Consider the following 22,048-nt stretch of genomic DNA (forward strand, 5'->3'; position numbering starts at 1 on the left):
AATGATTAAAATAGCAATTACAGATGATCATCCTTTGCTTTCGGAAGGATTGAAAAATATCCTTTCTAAGGAAGATATGTTAGAAGTAGTGGGTTGTTATCCTGATGCATCAACCATGCATAAAGCGCTTTCGGATGGGCCTGTTGATGTACTTTTACTGGATATTAATCTTCCTGATGCCAATAGTATTGAGCTGATCAAACCGTTGCGGTCCAAGTATCCTCAAATGCGTATTATAGTAATCAGTGTACATAACGAATATGCTGTTATCAATAGTGTACTGCAAGAGGGGGCCCAAGGTTATATTCAAAAAAATGCTTCTGTGGAAGAGATTGTTGCCGGAGTTGAACAGGTTATAAAAGGAAACAAATTTCTATGTTCTCAAACCAAAAATATTGTTGAAAGAAAATCAAAAGATGAACTCAAAAGTGTTCCAAAATTGACCCGTAGGGAAAAGGAAGTGCTAACTGAGGCATCTTTGGGATTAACAACGGGGCAAATCGCAGAAAAACTATTTATTAGTCCGCATACTGTGGAAAGTCACCGTAAAAATTTGATTGAGAAATTTGACGCAAAAAATCTTAGTTCTGCAATTAAATTAGCGTTAGAATATGGATTGATTCGTCAATAGTAGAACTTTGATTGATAAAACCACTAGTTTCGGGGATTGTAGAAATTGCTTCTAATCTCTAGCTTTGAGTAGACGTAAAATTGCTAAGAACCTAGAAAGAAAATCTGATGCCGTACGATGATGGCACGGTAATTAGCAGGAATAATAGCAAATCCTTTAAAACAATAAAAAATGATAAAACTTAAGTCGTTTTCGCGATTAATAATCTTAATCTGCTGTTGCAGTTTATTGACAAGTTGCTTTGACTTTATCGAAGATATCAATCTAAATGCCAATGGTTCTGGCAGTATTAAAGCTACGCTCAACCTTAGTAAAAGTAGTACTAAAGTGGCCTCTCTGATGAAATTAAAAAGTGTAAATGGCATTCAAATTCCGACAAAAGAGAAGATAAAGAGTGAAACCGAGGACATGATCCGTATTTTAAAAAATACCCCAGGTATAAGTCAAGTGCAATATAATTTAGATTTTAACAATTATATTGCAACTGTCTCCTGCAATTTCGCTTCCGTAAATGCTCTGAATAATTTTAGTAAAGCGCTTGGAACTCATTTTAAAAGTGCCCTCGGTAATAATAATAATTATTCCTACGATGCTAAAACTAGAACCTTTACCAGAACATATACACACTCTCCTACTTTAAGTAAAGAGTATGCCCGTATATCTGAAACTGACCGCAAATATTTTAATGATGCCTTTTACACACAGATTATACGTTTTGATAAAACGGTCAAATCACAAAAACATGCTTCAGCAAAAATATCCAGTTCTGCAAAAGCTGTTCTACTTAAGTTAAAGGCTACAGATCTTGCTAGTGGCAAAGTTTCATTAGCCAATACCATCACTTTAAATAACAAATAACTACATGAATATTAAATTCTTACCCTTGTTAGCATTATCTGCTTTTGCAGGAATGGAGGCTACAGCTCAAGAACTGACCAGCAAAATACCGGCTCATGCCGACTTTGTTGTTTCTATTAATAATAAAGCTATAGTAGAACAAAGTTCTATGGAACTGCTAAACGAAACACTAACTAAACTAGGTGCATTTGAACAGGCCAAAAACATGGATTTTCCAATCAAAAACCTAAAAGAGCTGGATTTTAATCTAGATAAACAGGCTTATGTTTACCGTGCAAATACCGATAGTTTACACTACATTGGAATTTTACTTCCCCTGAAAGCAAACCATCAGGTCAAACAACATATGTTTTCACAATATGAAGTTCTTCCAATATATAATGGATATGAAAGAAGAGTTTCCAAAGATGGTAAAACACAGGTTGCATGGAATTCGGAAACAATGTTTATTCTCACAGGTGATGTACACAGTCAATACTTTCAAATGAAAGATGTAGCAGACCGTTACGGCTTAGATCTTGGCTCTTATGCGACGGATACCTGGACCTATAATGAAGCATTAGGTGATGCGGCAACCGCAGCTACAGCTGCTGCTGAAGAAGCTGTGGAGGCTATGGAAGAAGAAACTTTTGAGAGTGAAGAGGAAATTTTACCTGATACCGTGAACGTATTAGAAGAAATAAGCGAAGCTGAAATGGAGGCCGTTGAAGCTGTTGTTGATTCGACTATAGCCATATCCGCAGATCAATGGGATGATTCAGTAGACACAGTAGAAGCTTACGATTTGGAGTCGGACTCACTTTATCTTCTAAATCAAGCTCGAGAAGCTAAAAATGATTCTATTAAAAATAAATTATTTGGAACATGGCTTGCAAATGACTTTAATGGCTACTTAGATCCTAAGAGCAACATGGCAAACAATAAAGCGATCAAATTAACAGATAACAAACATCTGATTCGTCTGTGGGTGCCCAATGTAGATAAATTATATCAAGGTGCATTGCCTTATGATGTGTTAAAATTGGCCTATGGTATTGATATGGATAAATTTAAATATGGATATGAGGAAGGTACATTTGATTTAATCCAGGATCAGCATACGATTAAGTTTACTGGAACTTTGGGAGTCGATGCTGAAATGGCAAAGATTTTCAAACCGTTGTACAATGGTAAAATCAATAAGAAATTTGCAAAATATATCCCTGAAAACCATTTGGCATATGCTGCCGTAAATATTAATACGGAAGCTTATCTAAAACAACTGCCAGCCCTTGTGAATCGTTGGTATGCTCCCATTGCAGGCGAATATAGTGACGTTGTCACCATTGGCGCTACAGCTTTAGAAATTGCACTAGATGAGAAAGCAATCGGTAAAGTGATGAAAGGTGACCATGCTTTTTTCTTAAATGATCTTCAAAAGGTTAATAAAGAGTATGTAACCTATGAGTATGATGATGATTACAATTACAAAGAAATTACGAAAATGAAAGATGAGTATGTACCTAATTTCTTATGGATGTTTACTTCTCAAGATCAAAGATTGTATAAACGTACACTTGACTTCGCTGTAAAAAAACAAGAAGTAACTTTGGAAAATGGTATTTACAAAATTGCTGAGCAGAAAAATATAAAACCAATCTATATCCTTTTCAAGGAAGATCTTGTATTTGTGGGTAGTGATGTAGAACAATTAACTTCTATTGAACAAAACCGTTTTAAAGGCACTAAAAATGCAAAAGTGAAAAAGGATTTACTTGCTAATCCATTCAATTTGGTTGTTCACGCGAATGCTATTCCTGAAGTAGTCCATAAACTAGAAGTACCAGTAACTGCTTCATTGCAACAAACAATGAAAGACCTATCGACTTACGGCGATATTCAATTAAAAGGAAGTACGTTAAAAAATCGTCAATTCTCTGGTGAACTTTCTATAGAATTGCCAAAAGAGGATAAAAATGCATTACAGTATATTTTAAAACATATCATGCAGAACATGGATAGTAAAATCGCTAATTAATTATACATGAAAAGGATTACAATTATCATCTGCTCGCTATTACTTATACTTATATCGCTCCTATGGGTGACTTATACTGTCCGTAAAAATAGGATTGAAAAACAATATGTCAGTCAATCAAGTACCGGTATTCTCTCCATTGCTGTTGATGACTTACTGTTAGATAATGTATCTCAGCTCTTGAGCTTTGATACCCGTTCTACAGGAATAGAAGGTGGTGAAGACTTGATAAAAAAAATCGTATGGAATTCAGGAATATCTATTCCAGCCCGTCTGTTTTTATTTAGTACTGATACACAGAAAAATCAATTCTGCGGAATATTAGCTGTATCGAACTATGATGATTGTTTTTCTTTTTTTGCAAACCAATATCCGAAGGCAATTAATTTTGTAGATAAAAAACAAGGTATTGTCAGTGTTGATATAGCAAAACATATTAAAGTACTGTTTGATCATAATCATCTTGTTTATTCGATTGGACTTGATCCTAATTCGAATTTTAATGAGCTCCATGCACTGTTAAAAAATCAGGATGCATGGGTACAGATCGGTTCTTTTAAAGGCTTTGAACATGCTTTGACCAAAAAACATATTGGTTATGCCCTAAAAGACAAAAGTTTAATGGCTGAAGCTACTGTTACGAAACATAAGACAGACATTACTGGCCAGTGGTTGTTATCTGAAAGTATAGAACAGAACCTTCAGGTAAGAAAGATAGATACAGCTAATCAAATTGTTACCTTATGGAGTTTATTGTCGCTAAATGATCTTCCTTTGTTATCCCAGATTATGAGCAAGTATACAGGATTCAATCAGGAACAGTTAAAGAAGAATTATGCTAATTATTTGGATTTAGAGATTAAAACCGATAGTGTCATCCAAAAAGATACCTCGATTGCATATGCATATGATGATGATTTTAATACTATAGAAGAAATAAAAGTAACAGAGATTGCTGTTCCTTATATTGTACATACCTGGAAATATAACGAGCCATTAGCTGCGTCCCTTCCTGGTAAAATGTTTTATCAATTTCATAAAGCACATATCGATTCATACTTGTTAAATACAACTTCTGAACGATCTCCTGATCGGATTCAAAATGAAAGAACTCAACACCCTTTTTACTTCTTTATTGATTTTAATGCATGGCCAGAAAAGTGGACAATATATCCATTTAGTAAATTAAAACAGAGCAAAGTCAGCGCTACAATGACAACTACTCTTATGGATAAAAACAAACTTGCTATAAAGGGAGAAATCACCTACTAATACTAGTAGTCATATTTGGTTTCATGAGAACAGACAGTACTTAAAAAATACTGTCTGTTTTTTTGTTATATCTAAAGTTATATACTATGCTAATATCACTCGCTTTAAAAAGATCTGCACAAGTCTCTTTATATTTGCAACAATATATGTTTTAACAAAGTTTGAAACTGCTTACCATGTTCAAGCAATTCTTCAAATGCACAATCCATTTCATATAAATAAGCTTTTTAAATTATTATATTCATCACATTGCAAGATATTACCCTTACCCCTACGGAGATTCAGCTCATCAATACATTTATTTTTCAGCCCTGTGGATTAACAATGGCACATAGAAAATATGAACAGGAAAGTCAAGAATATGATGCTCAAAACTTTGATCTAGACCATTTGAAAATTAAGTACAGGAAAGCCAAGATAACACCTAAAAAGATTGGTCAATTCGTTACCTTATGGTATAGGGATGCAGCTGGAATTACGACTCCGTATGCAGGCAGTAACCCTATTGATTTTTATATAATAGCTACCCGAAAAGATAATGATGTTGGATTGTTTATATTCCCTAGAAGCATTCTGTCAAAGCATGGTATCTTGAGAGGTGAATGTAAAGCTGGTAAACGAGGTTTTAGAGTCTATCCAAATTGGGATATCGCCGAGAATAAACAGGCTAAACAAACACAACTTTGGCAAAAATTATACTTTATAGAGATTCTTGCAGGTGAAGAGGTTGACTTAAAAAAAGCTAAACAACTATTAACCTTATAATGGGGTAATTTTAAAAAATTATTTTCAAGATTCTAATCTATTGTACTTTTCATTTATTTTACGTAAATTGTAAATACCAATTACAGACATAATCGAATCATTATGCATCCATTTCGAAAAAAAAATAGAAATCATTCCATTATGAATGAAAATAAGGATTCTAAAAAACCAAATGCTCATCCTTTTGTGAGGTCTAATTTTCATTTACTCGACAAGGATACAAAATTGCATAACATGCTAAAAATCCAACAAGTACCTATTGTTAATGAAGAGACCTTAGAACAGGTTATACTCGAAATGAATTTAATGAAGAACAAAAATTAGTATTCCATAATACTTTATAATTTTTATAAATAAAAAGGCTCCATTCATGATGAATGGAGCCTTTTTATTTATAAAATCACGACTATAAAGAAGCGATTGCATTATTTAATGTTTGCGAAGGACGCATAGCGGCTGTAGCCAAATCATCATTAGGGAAATAATAACCACCAATGTTTTGTGCTTTACCTTGAGCACCTATCAACTCTTCGTTGATCTTAGCCTCATTTTCAGCTAATGATTTAGCTAAAGGTGCAAACTTCGCTGCTAGTACGCTATCCTTTGTTTGTGCAGCTAAAGCTTCAGCCCAATAAGCTGTCAAATAGTAGTGAGAACCACGGTTATCGATTTGACCTACTTTACGTGCTGGAGATTTATCATTCGCTAAGAATTTTTCTGTTGCCACATCCAATGCTTCTGCCAAAACTAATGCCTGCGCATTATTCTGTGTTTGTGACAAATGCTCCAAAGATGCTCCTAAAGCTAAAAACTCACCTAGAGAATCCCAACGTAAATAACCTTCTTGTAAGAATTGTTCAACATGTTTTGGAGCAGAACCACCAGCACCTGTTTCAAATAAACCTCCACCATTCATTAAAGGAACGATAGAAAGCATTTTTGCAGATGTACCAACTTCTAAAATAGGAAATAAATCTGTTAAATAATCACGTAATACGTTACCCGTTACAGAAATTGTATCTAATCCTTCGCGGATACGGTCTAAAGAAAATTTAGTTGCCTCAACAGGATTCATAACAAAAATATCTAATCCATTTGTATCAAAATCACCTAAATATTTCTCAACTTTTTTGATGATTTCTCTATCATGGGCACGATTTTCATCTAACCAGAATACTGCAGGTGTAGCCGATAAGCGAGCGCGGTTAACCGCCAATTTTACCCAGTCTTGAATAGGTGCATCTTTAGTTTGACACATGCGGAAGATATCACCAGTTTCAACTCTTTGTTCCATCAAAACATTTCCATTTGCATCTACCACACGGATCGAACCGTTTTCTGATGCCTGGAAAGTTTTATCATGTGAACCATATTCTTCAGCTTTTTGAGCCATTAAACCCACGTTGGGAACAGAACCCATAGTTGTAGGGTCTAATGCGCCATTTTCTTTACAATCTTCAATAGTTGCTTCATACACTCCTGCATAAGAACGATCTGGAATAATAGCGATGGTATCTTGAGATTTTCCTTCTTTATTCCACATCTGTCCCGAAGTACGGATCATCGCTGGCATAGATGCATCAACGATCACATCTGAAGGCACATGTAAGTTCGTAATACCTTTATCAGAGTTTACCATTGCTAAATCTGGACCATTCGCGATAGCGGCTTCAATAGCTGCTTTAACTTCTGCCTCTTGCGGATTACCCGATATTTTTGCAAATACTTCTCCTAAACCATTATTTTTATTGATACCCAAAGAGTTGAATAATTCACCATATTTAGCAAATACATCTTTAAAATAAACCTCTACGATAGCACCAAAAATAATAGGATCTGATACTTTCATCATCGTTGCTTTTAAATGAGCAGATAATAAAACACCTTCCGCTTTAGCCGCAGCAATTGTATCTGCAACAAAACCTTTTAATGCATTTAAGCTCATTACTGATGAATCAATTACTTCACCTGCCTTTAATGGAGATAAACCTTTTAATTCTGTAGCGGTACCCGCTGCATTAACAAATTCAATTTTGAACTGTCCTGCGTTTTCTACTGTTACTGATTGCTCAGTCTCATAAAAATCACCGTGAGACATAGACGCTACGCGTGTCTTAGAATCTGCTGACCAAGCACCCATTGAATGCGGGTTTGCTTTAGCATAATTCTTAACAGCTTTTGGCGCACGGCGGTCAGAGTTTCCTTCACGTAAAACTGGATTTACAGCTGAACCTAATACTTTTGCATACTTTGCCTTAATCTCAGTTTCTGCTGCAGTTTCTGGATTGTCAGGGAAATTTGGTATCGCATAACCTGCTGCCTGCAATTCAGCAATTGCTCCTTTTAATTGCGGAATGGAAGCTGAAATATTTGGTAATTTGATGATATTAGCTTCTGGAGTTGTTGCCAACTGCCCTAATTCAGCTAAAGCATCAGCTACTTTCTGATCTGCGCTTAATACATCTGAAAAGTTTGCTAAAATACGACCTGCAAGAGAAATATCTCTTAATTCAACATCGATATCAGCTGTTTTGGCGAATGCTTGTACAATAGGTAAGAATGAGTAAGTCGCCAACAATGGCGCTTCATCTGTCTTGGTGTAAATGATTTTAGATGACATAATTTTTTTATTGAAATCTTTTAATTTGCTTAAACAAAATTGAAATTCAAAACGAACGCTGAGGCTGATTCAAAATTCGCCTAAAGATAGGAAATTGAAATTTAAATCGCTACAAAAGGTTGAATTATGACGGTTAAAAGTAAAATGTTGGCATGACTGGATTAAACACAATTATATTTGTCTATTACCTTTCTTTTCAGATGCATGTGCACTTATATTCTATATGCGCTACAGCCTACATCTAATTACTTAGTTAGTGCCCTCATTTCTTTTAATGAAATTACTTGAACGTTTGATCCATATGAAAAAACACTTTCTATCATTGCTTGAGCGAGCTGATGCGTTTTAATAGGCGCATAATGCCGAAAAAAACCTAATGAATTAAAAAAAGTAATTGCTTTCAGTCCGACCTTTTCTCCAAATCGATTTGAATTAGGTCTTTCTATAAAACCTGGTTGCAATATCATAAGGTGTTTAAATCCAATTTTTTTGATTGCTTCTTCTAAACTTCCTTTCATACGATTATAGAAAATACTGGATTTTGCATCTGCTCCTATTGCTGATAATAGAACAAAATGGGATACTCCATTGTTGAAAGCTAGCTGTGCAAAATCCAGTGGATAATCGTAATCTATATGCCATTGTGCATCTTTACTTCCTGCATCTTTTAAAGTTGTGCCGAGACATGAAAATGCAACTTCTCCTTTTATAACTTGGTGATAAGATGATAATTTGTCAAAATCGACAATAATTTCTTCTAACTTATCATGTTGTTCAAAATAAGCTTTACGTACTAATACACGGACTTTAGTGAAGCGTACATCTTCTAATAATAGCCTAACCAGTTCTCTTCCTGTAGCTCCACTTCCTCCAATAACAATTGCTTCCATGTATTAAATATAATGATTCGTTTCCATATTTCATTATGTTGTCAAATTCTAACTAAAATAAACGGAGGGACTGAGATTGACTGTTAGAATCGTTAATTTTAGTTTTATTATTTACAAATAACTTTAATACATGACTACATATACATTAAACAACGGGATTAAGATTCCTGCTATCGGTTTCGGAACCTGGCAAATCGAAGATGGTGCGCCTGCCTATAACGCGGTAGCTGAAGCATTAAATGCGGGTTATATTCATATCGATACTGCTGCCGTATATGGTAACGAAAAAAGTGTTGGAAAGGCCATTCAAGATAGTGGAATTGATCGTGATGATCTTTTTATTACGACAAAATTATGGAACGCGGACCGTGGATATGAAAACACATTAACTGCATTTGAAAAATCACTAGCTTTACTCAATTTAACTTATGTTGATTTATACCTTATTCATTGGCCGGCTAATGAAGCACAATTTGAAAATTGGGCAGAAATTAATGCTGATACCTGGAGAGCTTTTGAAAAATTATATGTTGATGGAAGAGTCAAAGCTATTGGTCTAAGTAATTTTCCTAAGAAATATGTTGAAACCCTTTTGAAAACAGTACAAATTAAACCAGCTGTCAATCAACTGGAATTTCACCCTGGGTATTTACAGGAAGAAACAGTTTCGTACTGTAAAGAAAACAACATTTTGGTACAAGCTTGGTCACCTCTTGGATCAGGTCGAATTCTTGACAATGAAGTATTGCTTTCGTTAGCGCAAAAGTATAACGTTAGTGTCGGCCAGATCTGCATTAAATTTGCACTACAGGAGGGTATTAATCCGTTACCAAAATCTACTAATCCGATCAATATCAAGGCAAATCTTGACCTATCAAATTTTGAATTGACTGCTGAAGATATAGCATTAATTAAAAATATGGGGGATTTAGGTTTTTCAGGACTCAACCCAGCAGAGGTGCCATTCTAAAAAAGAATTGTACTTAAAGTGCTGCACAGGTCTTGTTTTTGTATAATTTACATCTGTACCAAGGTGACCAGGACTCTTACTTAAGAATAAATTTTGTTGTAGAGATGTGATTGACTATGTTTGCATACATGTCTAATTCAGAAAAAAATCCATATCAACTGTTCAATAAAACCATCTGGTCAAATTGGAAAAATCAAGATGTTGTCTGCATAAAAGTGGAGGAATTATCACAGAGCAATGGAATTACATTCTTTGAGCTCATACCTGATTCTGAAATGCTTGATGCAGATAGTGAAACTTTGTATCCAATAGATTCGGAAGATGTCATGGATATGCTATTACCTAATGCACAAGTTAAATTTGTCGTACATGACATCTACATGGCGGATTTGGATGATTAATTATCGTGCATCAAAATTGATTGATAATCACAGACAACACGGGCTCAGATTATTTATTGATCACATATAAAACCAGGTATTTATATCAAAAAAGCTGTAAGGATATCAAAGTTTCCTTACAGCTTTTTAATTTATTACATCAGTTTAAATGAATTATAACGTTTTTGTAATAACAGCTTTCTGCTTATCTGCCTGAACTATTTTTTTATAAAAATCAACATACTCACTGTATTTTTCTGGTGGATATATTTTATCATTCATTTTCTGAGTTCGGCTGTAGATAAGAAGACCATCTTTTTTTTCAAATGTGGCCGTGTAAATACCGAAATCTGATTCGATCAGAATATCTTTTGGAATAAAGTCTATCTGATAGCCTTGTGGCAATTCGAAAACGATCTCATCTTTATCTTCATACGCATAAGGAACGGAAAAAAATGTTTTTCGATCTGCAATCTTAATAGGTACAGCTTCCCTTCTATTCATTTGATTCAGTAACAGAAAATATTTATCACCACCCTTACTTAATAATGGTTTTGATTTAAATGATAACTCCTCTACTAACTCGGGTTTAGTTTTATCTTTTTGATCACATTTATAATAACCAAATGTTTCAATAGGAATATTGCTATTTTCTAATGCTCTTTTTTTCTGTTCACTTGGTTCTAAAACTGTTTTTCGTAAATTATCTTCAAATTGAGAATTACCATATGATGTGTTGATCAATACATCAATATCATTTTCATTGTTAAATTTAATTTTTGTTTTACTCACCTGATAGTTTTGTGAGGCACTATAAGCCGGCGTCTTTACAAGTTTTCCACCAGCTTCGGTCACTAACAGTACGTTTCTATTTGAGTTTCCGTAACCAATAAATCCCATGGGATAATAAGGGCTCGTGCACTCCAGAAAGGTGGTGTCCTTCCCTATCGGTACAGCTAATATCATATGATTAGCCTGCCCGATACTTGAGTATTGAGCGTTTAAACTAGGTTTGCCATTTCCAATCATCACTAAATGTGAATTAATTCCCACTTCATTCAGCATCGCTTTCATAAAATTGGACAGCCCCTTACAATCACCATAATTAACTGTAGCTACTTTCTCGGCCAATACAGGTCTAAATCCGCCAATACCCAATTGCACACTGACATAACGTGTATTCTGTTGCAGATATTGATACAGGATGCGCATCTTTTCTTCTGGAGTCCGTGCTGCTTGTGTTAAATCGCGAATCTTAATTTTAAATGCTTCAGGTAATTGATTTCCACCTTCATTAAGCTTATAAATCCATTGTCCAAAATTATTCCAGTTATCAAAATTACCGGTGGAGCCATCATATTCAAATAAGTTCGGAGAGGCTTTAATCCAAGAACTTAGATTATCAATCCCTACAGCCATCGGTTCTTTAGCTAGAGCAAGTACTTGACTACTCTCCCATTTATAACGTATTTTACCTCCAATACTGGTCGAATCAACTTTCAACCCTGTACTCGAGAGGTATTTCATTTGATAATTTTTATCTTTTTGAATACAATAACTTGATTTTTCTACGGAAACACCAAAATCTTTTAGATCGCGCCACTGGGGAAAATAAAGTAATCCTTTAAAATCTTGGCTAAAACTATATTCAATGGTATACGGATAACTATTACTTACAAATTTCAGACTCTTTAGCCTATTGTCCTCAAATATTGAAAAACCAGATATCAAGCTTTGATCTTTTATATCAGAGGATTTATATTCCTTAATCTTCTTACCGGTGGCATCATACAAAACCGCTTTTATATTATAAATAGTAGAAAACTTATCGTAAACTTCTTCCATTGCAGCAAAGTCATCACCTGCTTTGCTAAAAATGGTTGCAGTTATTTTATAATCATATTTTGCAGCATTGATGCCTTTAATATCGAGGAACTGTTCTTCATTTCTAATAACAATAGTGGCATCTTTTTTAAGCGCTTCGTGGATATTTGCCACATCCCAATTTGTCTGTGCATTACCGTGAGAAAAAAACAGCAATGCCATTAAACCCAATGTATACTTCATTATACCTTCTTTTTAAATACAATTTTTTCTGCTTGCTTCTCTACAATAGCGGCGAAAAGTTCTTTAAGATAGAAATACTCTTCTGAACTGTACATCGACTTATTGATATGAATAGCACTTTTTATTAGAAGTGTCTGGCCATCGATTAAATACGATATCGAAAAGGAGCCGACATCTTCAGGAAGTTTAAAAATGCCGCCCTTAGGAAGTTTATCAATCTGATAATCTTCAGGAAAATTAATGACTACCCGGCAATTTTCAAGTATCGGATGAGCGAAATCTACAGGAAAAAGTCTTTCCTCATGTTTCAATGGATTTTCCTTTGTTCGTTCGAAAAGTAAAGGTGTGAAATAAACCAGATCTCCAGCTTCTTCCACATTATCTTCTATCTCAACATCCATCGTTTCAATCAATCGATCATCTAGACTATCCAGATTTAAGATCTTGAAGTTATTAAGCTCTAATCCCGTTTTATTTTTTTTCAGGTTCTTGATATAATCTTCTTCATTGATGGCAGTCCTGTAGCTGTTGCGAGCACTTAAACCGGCATATCCATTGAAATAATTGGTTACACTACCTTTTAATCGGTTTTCTTTATCTAACACGAGATTATACACATGCATGCTCTCATCTCCGAAAAGCGTTTCAGTGCTGATCCACCCACCACTTTTTTCGCCAACATTGATCAAAAAACCCTCATGATTTAAATTTTGATAATTCATCATTCCAAATGGCATGTCCTTAACCGTTGCATCGAGAAAGTATGATTTGCCTCCAATTTCTACCGCAGCCACAACATTATCAAATTTACTTATGATTGGGTATCCTGGATGTTTCCCATTGGAACGTGTACTAATTAACACTGGATAAACACTGTAATTCGCTTCTTTCAGAAAGTTGATCAGCACCAAATTTAAATCGGCTGAATTTCCTGTTTTTTTCTCAAAAATTGTTTTGGGATTTGTTTCCGTACTATAAAAATTGTACTTCTCATTCCACTTAAGATTATCCTTAACATATTTAAAAATTGATTTCGCATTTGCCAAAGAATCGTTTTCAGCTTTAATGATAGATTTCAAATTATTTTTAGCGAAGCTTGTTTTCTCTATATAGCGTCCAAAATTTTCATCTTCTAGCAAAGAACTGATAATCTTTGGCCATGATCCTGTATAATCAACAAAAAACTGTCCAGGGAAATTGGTGGATCGAAGTTCAAAATCTATAGAAGGTCGATAATCATCTAGGCTTGAAATAAAAGGTTCATCCTTCAGAGCGGGCATATTTTCTGCCACAAAGCGATCACGAATCGCAGCAGATTGAACACCGGAAACGTAACTTGCATTAACGGTTTCGTGCATAGGATGTGCAATATCATAATATCCATTTCTACTGAATTTATAATCAAAATACTCTGGAATAGTTACTGTATATTCGGACCAACGGGTCGGAATTTCACTTTGAAAACTCCATCCGCGAAGATTAAAAATGAAATCCGATTTAATCTTATACTTATATTCAATTATAGATCCTTCTTTTACATTAGGTAATGTAAATTTTTTCTGGATAACATTCTTATTTACTTCTTCCGTAAATTTTGAATCTTTATCAATTTTGTCTGTTTTCATGACACCATCCACCATATTATAGGTAGCTGCGCTCATATTATCTAACGTTTCCTTGGACTGTGAATTACTTTTATACAATCCAATAGTATGATTTGCGTAATCATACCCATTTTTATTAATGATTTTATAACGCACGTGTCTTTCATATACATAAACAAATGATTTTGAAGCAGGACTTAATTCAAAATAACAGTTACCGATGTCAAACAATTTAATGGCTGAAGCGGCAGAGTCTGCACCTGATGGCATAATTGAAAATTCTTCAGGTTGAATTTTACCAAACTTATATTCGATTTTTTCTTTTTTTTGTGCAGACACCTGATAGTGACTGATGGTAAATAACATCAGAAAAACTAATAATACTTTTTTATATGGCATTTTATTTATAATTGGTCATGCAAATATAAATAATAAAACGATATTTAATAGCTATTAAATATCGTTTTAAACTTAAATTGTTTCCTGAAAATATGAATAATATAACTACATAAAATATTTATCAACCATCTATTGTTCTATTTTGAAAGATTTATTTTTTGTTTTTATATTATCGTCTAATTCGACAGTTTTGAAATTAATTTATGGGCACATTTTATAAAGCCATTGAGCTCGTCACGTTGCTGCAAAATAAAACTATTCTCAGATAATTTGCCAACAACCAAATCACGTTCTTCTTCACTGTTGTATACCATATTTCGAAAAGGATTCTCGTAATCTTTCGCCCTACTTGCGTAAATTTCATCAACCATCCATGTTCGATGCGAGATCGCTTCTTTCAGCCAAGCTTGCACAATTTCAATCGATATAGATTCAGATGTTACGTCTGTAATTTCGAGTAACGATGCAAATGCATGCGCTCTTTTTGTTTCTAAGTAAGATCGACTCAATTCATGATAATATTTATGGATATCTTCCCAATCATCAATCTTGCCTGATTTAATTTCACGAAGCAATTGATCAATAGCATTTTTTTCTATCAATTGCCCACCGATATTTTCCCACTCTAGGCGTTGACTATTTGTCATCTCATTTTTCAACTCTTCAAAGCTATGAGTTTCTAAAAAGTCAATCATATGAATGGTTCCGTAGTATTGGATAAAACGCTTAAAAAGTGGATAAGCAGTGCCAATTTTGACCAATTCCACTTTCCTTTTCGAATGTTCAAATCCTTTTACAAGAACTGATGTAGGTATCTGATCTAGCGGTCCAGTCAATTTTGCTCTACCAGCTCGAATAATTTCTTCTTTGGTGAGTGAATTGCTCTCTTCATTCATCTGTGAACCAACTGCCAATTCAATGATGCGCAAGGAATTGAAAAGCTCATTGATCGTATCCGGAGCAAGCATATCATACTCTAAATATTGATTTTTCAATAAACGTTTATCTCTACTTGCATACTTATTTGCATTACGAACAAGCGCATACATATTATACATAAACCAATAACCAGGTATGATCATTAATTTATCGTTTTTAACATCATTGTTGACCAAAGAAAATGGAATCGGAATATCCATTTCATATGGAAAATCACCCTTTACTAGAAGTGTATAAGATGCAAATCTTGAATTATGCTTTAAACTAACACATAGGCCTGGCCAGAAACCCCGCCCTGCAATAATTTCACCATCTGCAGCTCTAGAATTATGATTGGAACCAACTGTCGCACCTGCAGCCATATTGCTCTGCCCCATGATCGTTGCCGCGCATAAGAAAGAATTGTTATGATGCTGCTCATGTGCAGGAAAGATTAAAGAATTTAGAACTTCGCAACACGAAATAGTTGAGTTATCTCCTAAAAAAGAATTTATAAGACGAGCGCCATATTTCAATTGTGAAAAAGACGACAAAATAAACCTTACGGCTTTAACTCCGTAGAATATACGGCATCCATATCCGACAATTCCATTGACCAATTCACAACCTTCACCGATTTGTGTAAATGCTTCGGGCGAAGAATTAATGGTAAGATTTTTCAGTTTATTGATTCCTTTAATATATGCATCTGAACCAATTTGCACATTTTTTATATTCTGCGAATTTTTAATGATACAGCGATCGCCAATCATACTATAGGTGCCTCGTACTGTGGAAAATCTCTTTTCAGTCAGCTCCTTAAATCTATGCTGCAAAACAGTATCTTGCCTATTTCGTGTCCACAAATAAGCATCCGCTGCTTGCATCCCATCAAAAGGAAGAATAGAGCGTACCCCATTTTCGTTACATAGCTCCAATGCTATCCGTAGATCTTCAGCCTCCCCTTCTCGTAAAACTCCATTTCCAAATTTAGCAGTACTACTCGTCTCCATTTCGCTGATGTTACTTAATATAACATCGTTACCAATAATGAAATGAGACATATAACGGACATGGTGTATAGCCACGTAATCACCCAAATCAGAACTTACAATAGTGCTATTATAAATACCTGATTCCAGTTTAAGATTACGATATTCTAAATAGGTTGGGGCCATATGACCAATTCGAACCAACCCAAAGAAATTACTCTGTCTAATTTGATAAGGGATAAATGATTCACTCACCAAGATATTCTCCCAATTATCTGCCCTATTACCATTTTCGATAAGAATGACGATTTCTTCTACTGTCAAATTCCTATAATCTGAACGTGGATTTTGTTCAAAACGATGATGATTTTCATCTTTCCCTTTTGGTATAAATACCTGTGGAATAAAATCAAAACCTAATCGAGTGATGCTACCTTTTTTTATTTGACTCATATTTTTATTCAACAGTCACAGATTTGGCTAGATTACGAGGTTTGTCAACATCTTGATTACGTTCAACGCCCATATAATATGATAATAATTGCAATGGAATTACGGATAAAATAGGTGCTACAATTTCATCAGCATCCGGAATTTCGATATAATCTTCCGCCAACCCTTTTGATACTTCATCTCCCTCAGTAATAACCGCTATAATACGACCTTTTCTGGCCTTCACTTCCTGAATATTACTCACAATTTTCTCATGATAGCGGTCCTTGGTAGCCACAAATACTACTGGAAGATTTTCATCTACTAATGCAATAGGTCCGTGCTTCATCTCTGCTGCCGGATACCCTTCTGCATGGATATACGTGATTTCCTTTAATTTTAAGGCTCCTTCTAATGCAATAGGGAAATTATATCCTCTACCTAAATATAGAAAATCTCTTGCGTCCTTATATTTACGAGCTATTTCTCTGATTTTTGGAAGCTGCGTATCTAAAATCGTTTGTACTTTATCTGGAACTGCACTCAGTTCTTTTAAAAGATGTGCATATTGCTGCTCGTCAATTGTTTTTTTGATATGCGCTATTTTAATTGCTATTAATTCAAGAACTGTTAACTGCGCAGTGAATGCCTTTGTACTTGCCACTCCAATCTCTGGACCAGCGTGCGTATACGCACCAGCATGTGATAATCTTGCAATAGATGATCCTACAACATTCACAACTCCCAATATAATTGCGCCTTTGCTTTTCGCATTTTCTAAGGCAACCAATGTATCAGCTGTTTCACCGCTCTGTGATATCGCCAAAATAACATCTCCTTCATTGACAATAGGGTTTCGATAACGAAATTCTGAAGCATACTCCACTTCAACATTGATACGGCAAAGCTCTTCAATTAAATACTCAGCTACTAGTCCGGCATGCCAACTTGTACCGCATGAGACGATAACTATTCGATTTGCTTTACAAATCTGCTCTGCGTATTGTTCAATGCCGCTCAATGTAATGGTCAGTTTATCTAAATCCAAACGTCCACGCATTGAATCAAAAATAGCTTGCGGCTGTTCTATAATTTCTTTGAGCATAAAGTGATCATAGCCTCCTTTTTCAATCGCAGCCAATTCCAGATCTAACTTTTGAACATAAGGTGTAACACGCTCATTTCCTATATTTTTTAATATTAATTCATCAGGTTTAACAATGGCCAATTCGTAATCATTGATATACACAACCTCATTGGTATATGCTAACATTGGAGATGCATCGGAACCAAGAAAATGCTCTCCTTTACCAATACCGATCACCAATGGACTTCCTTTACGTGCCGCAATGATGGTTTCAGGATGTTCCGGTTCTATCAATAAAATAACATAAGCACCAACAACCCGTTTTAAAGCAATACGTACTGCTTCCTCTAAACTACAGGCATTATTTTTCTTAATTTCAGAAATAAAATAGAGTAAAACTTCGGTATCTGTATCGCTTTTAAACTCATACCCTTTACTGATTAATTCATTTTTTATAGTTTGATAGTTTTCAATAATACCATTATGAATCATGGCAATTTGACCATCAGGTGTATAATGTGGATGAGCATTTCTGTCGGAAGGCTCACCGTGTGTAGCCCATCTGGTATGTCCAATAGCGGTATGTGAACTAACATCATGGCCAGAAACGGCAGTTTCCAAATTTGCTACTTTACCTGCTTTTTTAAAAACATTGAGCTTGTTTTCTTGAACTAATGCTATACCAGCACTATCATATCCACGATATTCTAATCTCTTAAGTCCATCAAGCACGATAGAAAATGCCTGACGCGGACCCGTGTAACCAACTATTCCACACATAATTTATTATTAACGTTATTAATTTAAACAATTGAATCAAAATTAGCATTTTTTTTAATGCAATCGATTGTTTGAAATAATTTTATCAAAATTTAACATAAATTAAATACAAACAGTAACAAAAGAAGAAAGCCTTGCAGTTTTGCAAGGCTTTCTTCTTTTAAATAAACGTATGAAAAATGTTTAGTGCTTGCTGGACATTTCATCCACATAATCATCACTTGGAACATAGTCTGCAACCATTTCTGCTTCGTAATCTACCTTTTCATGATTACCCAATCTTCTTTGAATGCCATCGAAAAGAGAGTAAACAACTGGTACGATTATCAGCGTAAGAAACAACGATGACAATAAACCTCCAATAATCACAATTGCAATACCACGGTTCATGTCAGCACCGTCACCTTGCGCCATTGCAATCGGAACCATACCAATAACCATTGCGATAGTTGTCATTAAAATAGGACGTAAACGTGCATGGTTTGCCGCAATTAATGATTCATATGTAGTAAAACCGGCGTCTTTCTTATGATTTGCAAAGTCAACCAACATAATGGCATTTTTCGCAACTAAACCAATCAACATAATAATACCTAAAATAGTAAAGATATTTAAAGTCTGGTTCGTCAATGCTAATAACAAAAATGCACCAATGAAAGATAATGGGATTGAGAACAATACAATAAATGGCGTTGCAAAACTATCGTACAAGGCTACCATCACAAAATATACTAAAATAATAGAAGCTAATAATGCAATACCTAATGTACCGAAACCTTCTTGCTGATTCTCCATATTACCACCCCACTTGAACGATACTCCTGGTTTAAGTTCAAGTTTCTTAAATTCAGTTTCCCATTCAGTTGCTATCGTACCAGCAGGTTTACCGACAACTTGCGCTTGTACTGAAACAGATGGTGACTTATCACGTCTCTCCAATAAAGTTGGCCCAGATCCATATTCGATATCTGCAAATTGTTCTAAGGAAATCGACTCGCCCTTCGCATTAATGAATTTTAAGTTTTTCACATTATCCATACTCGTTCTCCCAGATTGATCATAACGAATGTTGATATCATATTCTGTATCACCAGCACGGTATTTTGTATCAGTATTACCAGAAAAAGCCGTCTGCATCGTCATACCTACAGAAGCGACATTTAATCCCAGAGCATTCATCTTGTCACGATCTAATTGCACATTGATCTCCGGATTACCATCTTCTGATGTCAATTTTACTTCCGTTGCCCCTGAAATATTACGCAATAATGCGGCAGCCTTATCGGCAAATTCTAAGGCATCTTTTTGCGATGATGCAATTACAGTTAAATTTAATGGAGCCTGCTCTGCACCCATAATACCAATTGAAACCGTTTTCACTTTAGCTCCAACTAAATGCTCTTCCATCTCTCGTTTCAACTTCGCTGCATACACCTTTGTTGGAACTAATTTGTTTTGACCATCTTTCAAATAAATCTGCATTTCAGATTTATACTTCGTTCCTGAAGTACCAGCCATCATACCATCAGACGCCTGTCCCACAGTTGTGATCACTCTTTCGATCTCTGGTTTAGCCGCTAAAAATGATTCAGCTTTTTGTGTCATAAAGTTGGTTTGTTCAATCGAAGCATCTTTATTAAGTTCTAGCTGTAAATAGAATTCTCCTTTATCATTACCAGGAAAGAAATCTGTACCAATGTAACCCATCACCAATAAACTAATGGATGCGGCAAACATCACGATCGTAACGACCAGTGTAATTACCTTATTCCAGCGATTACGTAATGCCCATTCTAAAATGCCAGAAATCCAATGTGTCAATTTCTGTAATCCTGCTTCAAATTTTTCTAAAATTCTACCAAAAAAAGTCGCATTGCTAATGTGTGACAATTTTCCAAAACGTGAATACAACCAAGGTACTACGGTAAATGAAACAAGTAAAGAAATTAATGTTGCAAAAATAACCGTTACACAAAATTGACGCAAGATGTCAGATACTAAACCTGATGATAAAGCAATCGGTAAGAATACAACGACAATTACTAACGTAATGGCAGTTACGGTAAAACCAATTTCTGCAGCACCATCATACGCTGCACGAATCTTGCTTTTACCCATTTGCATGTGCCTGTGAATATTCTCAATAACAACGATCGCATCATCCACCAAAATACCAACCACTAGGGAAAGACCTAATAAAGACATTAAGTTAAGCGTATACCCCATTACATAAAGCCCAATAAAAGTTGCAATCAATGACAAAGGAATAGCTACAACAGCGATAAAGGCATCACGTAAACTATGCAAGAAAAACAACATGATAAAACCTACCAAAGCAACAGCGATCATTAAATCGTGCATTACGTTACTTGCGGCATTAATGGTGTATTCAGTCGAATCACTCGCGACATCAATTTTGATTTTTTGTTCCTTGTAATCTTTTTCTACAACCTCGATTGTCTTTTTAACAAGTTTCGATACAGCAACCGCATTGGCATCTGACTGCTTGAAAACCTGCATTAAAATGGTGTTTTTTTGGTCAATACGAGATATCTTTTCAATATCCTTGATACCATCCTGAACATCTGCAACATCACTTAAACGAATTGATACACCAGAAGGCGTAGTGATCGGAAGATTACGCATTTGGTCCAATGAAGTAAATTTACCCGATAGGCGGATTGTTGTCTGATTGTCTCTCGACTTAATGCTACCTGTAGGAAAATCTAAGTTAGAAGATGCAATTATTTTTTGCACATCACTGATCGTAAGGCCATATCCTTCTAATTTTTCAGGATTAGCACTTACTTGGATTTCGCGTTCTTCACCACCGGTCAAATCTACTTTTGCAACACCTAATATACGGGCAAAAACAGGTTGAATTTTTTGATCTAATAAGTCGTATAATTCTTTTTCAGATAAGCTTGAGGTTACCGAAAGGTTCATTATCGCCACATCATCGAGTGAAAATTTACTTAAAGAAGGGGTTTCGGCATCTTCCGGTAAATCATTGATCACAGCATTGATCTTACGTTGTGCATCTGTCAATAGAAAATTGACATCAGCACCTGTATTTAGCGTAATCATGACGACCGAAACACTTTCCATAGATTTTGTTTCAATCTTTTTTACGTTCTCTAAAGATGAAACGGCATCCTCAATTACTTTAGAAACAGATGTTTCTACTTCCGAAGGAGCTGCTCCGGGATAGACGGTCTGTACAGTTATAACATTCACATCAAATTTAGGAACTAATTCGTAGCCTAAATTCAAATAAGATCCGATACCACCTAATGTCAATAATAAAAATATGACAATGATGATACTCGGTCGTTTTATAGATATTTCAGAAATTTTCATTTAAAA

15 protein-coding genes are annotated in these 22,048 nt (G+C 35.0%); 8 read left to right on the forward strand and 7 right to left on the reverse strand.

Going from position 1 to position 22,048, the window contains the following annotated elements; genetic code table 11:
* Nucleotide 1: 1 nt before the first annotated feature.
* From JAZ75_RS00415 to JAZ75_RS00440, 6 genes are all read left to right on the forward strand, one after another.
* Nucleotides 2-631 carry a response regulator gene (locus JAZ75_RS00415; protein ID WP_132773576.1) on the forward strand — a complete coding sequence of 210 codons (630 nt, stop codon included), beginning with the start codon at nt 2-4 and terminating at the stop codon, nt 629-631.
* Between the two features lie 171 nt (nt 632-802).
* Entirely contained in the window at nt 803-1,489 is a 687-nt protein-coding gene (locus tag JAZ75_RS00420) for a hypothetical protein (RefSeq protein ID WP_208699634.1), read from the forward strand.
* A 4-nt stretch (nt 1,490-1,493) separates the two neighbouring features.
* Nucleotides 1,494-3,506, forward strand: coding sequence for a hypothetical protein (locus JAZ75_RS00425; protein WP_183912406.1), 2,013 nt, complete (start codon nt 1,494-1,496; stop codon nt 3,504-3,506).
* Nucleotides 3,507-3,512: 6 nt separating this feature from the next.
* Complete coding sequence (locus tag JAZ75_RS00430) at nt 3,513-4,778, forward strand: hypothetical protein (RefSeq protein ID WP_208699636.1); 1,266 nt, start codon at nt 3,513-3,515, stop codon at nt 4,776-4,778.
* Nucleotides 4,779-5,102: 324 nt separating this feature from the next.
* On the forward strand, nt 5,103-5,543 hold the full coding sequence (locus tag JAZ75_RS00435) for a MepB family protein (RefSeq protein WP_208699638.1): 441 nt from the start codon (nt 5,103-5,105) through the stop codon (nt 5,541-5,543).
* A 102-nt stretch (nt 5,544-5,645) separates the two neighbouring features.
* Nucleotides 5,646-5,867 carry a hypothetical protein gene (locus tag JAZ75_RS00440; protein ID WP_208699640.1) on the forward strand — a complete coding sequence of 74 codons (222 nt, stop codon included), beginning with the start codon at nt 5,646-5,648 and terminating at the stop codon, nt 5,865-5,867.
* Nucleotides 5,868-5,949: 82 nt separating this feature from the next.
* Here the strand turns inward: JAZ75_RS00440 and JAZ75_RS00445 are convergent, their stop codons facing one another.
* Nucleotides 5,950-8,163: an NADP-dependent isocitrate dehydrogenase gene (locus JAZ75_RS00445; RefSeq protein ID WP_132842541.1), complete on the reverse strand. Its 2,214-nt coding sequence runs from the start codon at nt 8,161-8,163 to the stop codon at nt 5,950-5,952.
* Between the two features lie 245 nt (nt 8,164-8,408).
* A complete protein-coding gene (locus tag JAZ75_RS00450) occupies nt 8,409-9,053 on the reverse strand; it encodes an NAD(P)H-binding protein (RefSeq protein WP_208699642.1) in 645 nt (214 codons plus the stop codon).
* A 130-nt stretch (nt 9,054-9,183) separates the two neighbouring features.
* Here JAZ75_RS00450 and JAZ75_RS00455 point away from each other — a divergent pair, with 130 nt between their 5' ends.
* Both JAZ75_RS00455 and JAZ75_RS00460 read left to right on the forward strand, forming a co-directional pair.
* Entirely contained in the window at nt 9,184-10,023 is an 840-nt protein-coding gene (locus tag JAZ75_RS00455) for an aldo/keto reductase (RefSeq protein ID WP_208699644.1), read from the forward strand.
* Between the two features lie 128 nt (nt 10,024-10,151).
* Nucleotides 10,152-10,424, forward strand: coding sequence for a hypothetical protein (locus tag JAZ75_RS00460; protein WP_132773561.1), 273 nt, complete (start codon nt 10,152-10,154; stop codon nt 10,422-10,424).
* A 153-nt stretch (nt 10,425-10,577) separates the two neighbouring features.
* On the opposite strand, the gene JAZ75_RS00465 is transcribed toward JAZ75_RS00460, so the two are convergent.
* From JAZ75_RS00465 to JAZ75_RS00485, 5 genes are all read right to left on the reverse strand, one after another.
* Nucleotides 10,578-12,470 (reverse strand): DUF3857 domain-containing protein, encoded by a 1,893-nt coding sequence (locus tag JAZ75_RS00465; protein WP_208699646.1) that lies wholly within the window; start codon nt 12,468-12,470, stop codon nt 10,578-10,580.
* Nucleotides 12,470-14,473, reverse strand: coding sequence for a DUF3857 domain-containing protein (locus JAZ75_RS00470; RefSeq protein WP_208699649.1), 2,004 nt, complete (start codon nt 14,471-14,473; stop codon nt 12,470-12,472). Before JAZ75_RS00470 ends, JAZ75_RS00465 begins: the two co-directional genes overlap by 1 nt.
* A 176-nt stretch (nt 14,474-14,649) precedes the next feature.
* Nucleotides 14,650-16,836 (reverse strand): DUF4954 family protein, encoded by a 2,187-nt coding sequence (locus tag JAZ75_RS00475; RefSeq protein ID WP_183912397.1) that lies wholly within the window; start codon nt 16,834-16,836, stop codon nt 14,650-14,652.
* A gap of 4 nt (nt 16,837-16,840) precedes the next feature.
* Nucleotides 16,841-18,682: a glutamine--fructose-6-phosphate transaminase (isomerizing) gene (gene glmS, locus JAZ75_RS00480; protein WP_132842530.1), complete on the reverse strand. Its 1,842-nt coding sequence runs from the start codon at nt 18,680-18,682 to the stop codon at nt 16,841-16,843.
* A 183-nt stretch (nt 18,683-18,865) separates the two neighbouring features.
* Nucleotides 18,866-22,042, reverse strand: a complete 3,177-nt coding sequence (locus JAZ75_RS00485) for an efflux RND transporter permease subunit (RefSeq protein WP_132842528.1) — start codon at nt 22,040-22,042, stop codon at nt 18,866-18,868.
* Between the last annotated feature and the right edge of the window lie 6 nt (nt 22,043-22,048).

The sequence above is a fragment of the Sphingobacterium sp. UDSM-2020 genome (assembly GCF_016132525.1).
Lineage (GTDB): Bacteria > Bacteroidota > Bacteroidia > Sphingobacteriales > Sphingobacteriaceae > Sphingobacterium > Sphingobacterium anhuiense.

Coding starts and splice junctions, on each gene's coding strand:
- JAZ75_RS00455 (WP_208699644.1), top strand. CDS start 9,184: ATGACTACATATACATTAAACAACGGGATTAAGATTCCTGCTATCGGT.
- JAZ75_RS00445 (WP_132842541.1), bottom strand. CDS start 8,163: ATGTCATCTAAAATCATTTACACCAAGACAGATGAAGCGCCATTGTTG.
- glmS (WP_132842530.1), bottom strand. CDS start 18,682: ATGTGTGGAATAGTTGGTTACACGGGTCCGCGTCAGGCATTTTCTATC.
- JAZ75_RS00425 (WP_183912406.1), top strand. CDS start 1,494: ATGAATATTAAATTCTTACCCTTGTTAGCATTATCTGCTTTTGCAGGA.
- JAZ75_RS00470 (WP_208699649.1), bottom strand. CDS start 14,473: ATGCCATATAAAAAAGTATTATTAGTTTTTCTGATGTTATTTACCATC.
- JAZ75_RS00430 (WP_208699636.1), top strand. CDS start 3,513: ATGAAAAGGATTACAATTATCATCTGCTCGCTATTACTTATACTTATA.
- JAZ75_RS00420 (WP_208699634.1), top strand. CDS start 803: ATGATAAAACTTAAGTCGTTTTCGCGATTAATAATCTTAATCTGCTGT.
- JAZ75_RS00460 (WP_132773561.1), top strand. CDS start 10,152: ATGTCTAATTCAGAAAAAAATCCATATCAACTGTTCAATAAAACCATC.
- JAZ75_RS00435 (WP_208699638.1), top strand. CDS start 5,103: ATGGCACATAGAAAATATGAACAGGAAAGTCAAGAATATGATGCTCAA.
- JAZ75_RS00415 (WP_132773576.1), top strand. CDS start 2: ATGATTAAAATAGCAATTACAGATGATCATCCTTTGCTTTCGGAAGGA.
- JAZ75_RS00475 (WP_183912397.1), bottom strand. CDS start 16,836: ATGAGTCAAATAAAAAAAGGTAGCATCACTCGATTAGGTTTTGATTTT.
- JAZ75_RS00450 (WP_208699642.1), bottom strand. CDS start 9,053: ATGGAAGCAATTGTTATTGGAGGAAGTGGAGCTACAGGAAGAGAACTG.
- JAZ75_RS00440 (WP_208699640.1), top strand. CDS start 5,646: ATGCATCCATTTCGAAAAAAAAATAGAAATCATTCCATTATGAATGAA.
- JAZ75_RS00465 (WP_208699646.1), bottom strand. CDS start 12,470: ATGAAGTATACATTGGGTTTAATGGCATTGCTGTTTTTTTCTCACGGT.
- JAZ75_RS00485 (WP_132842528.1), bottom strand. CDS start 22,042: ATGAAAATTTCTGAAATATCTATAAAACGACCGAGTATCATCATTGTC.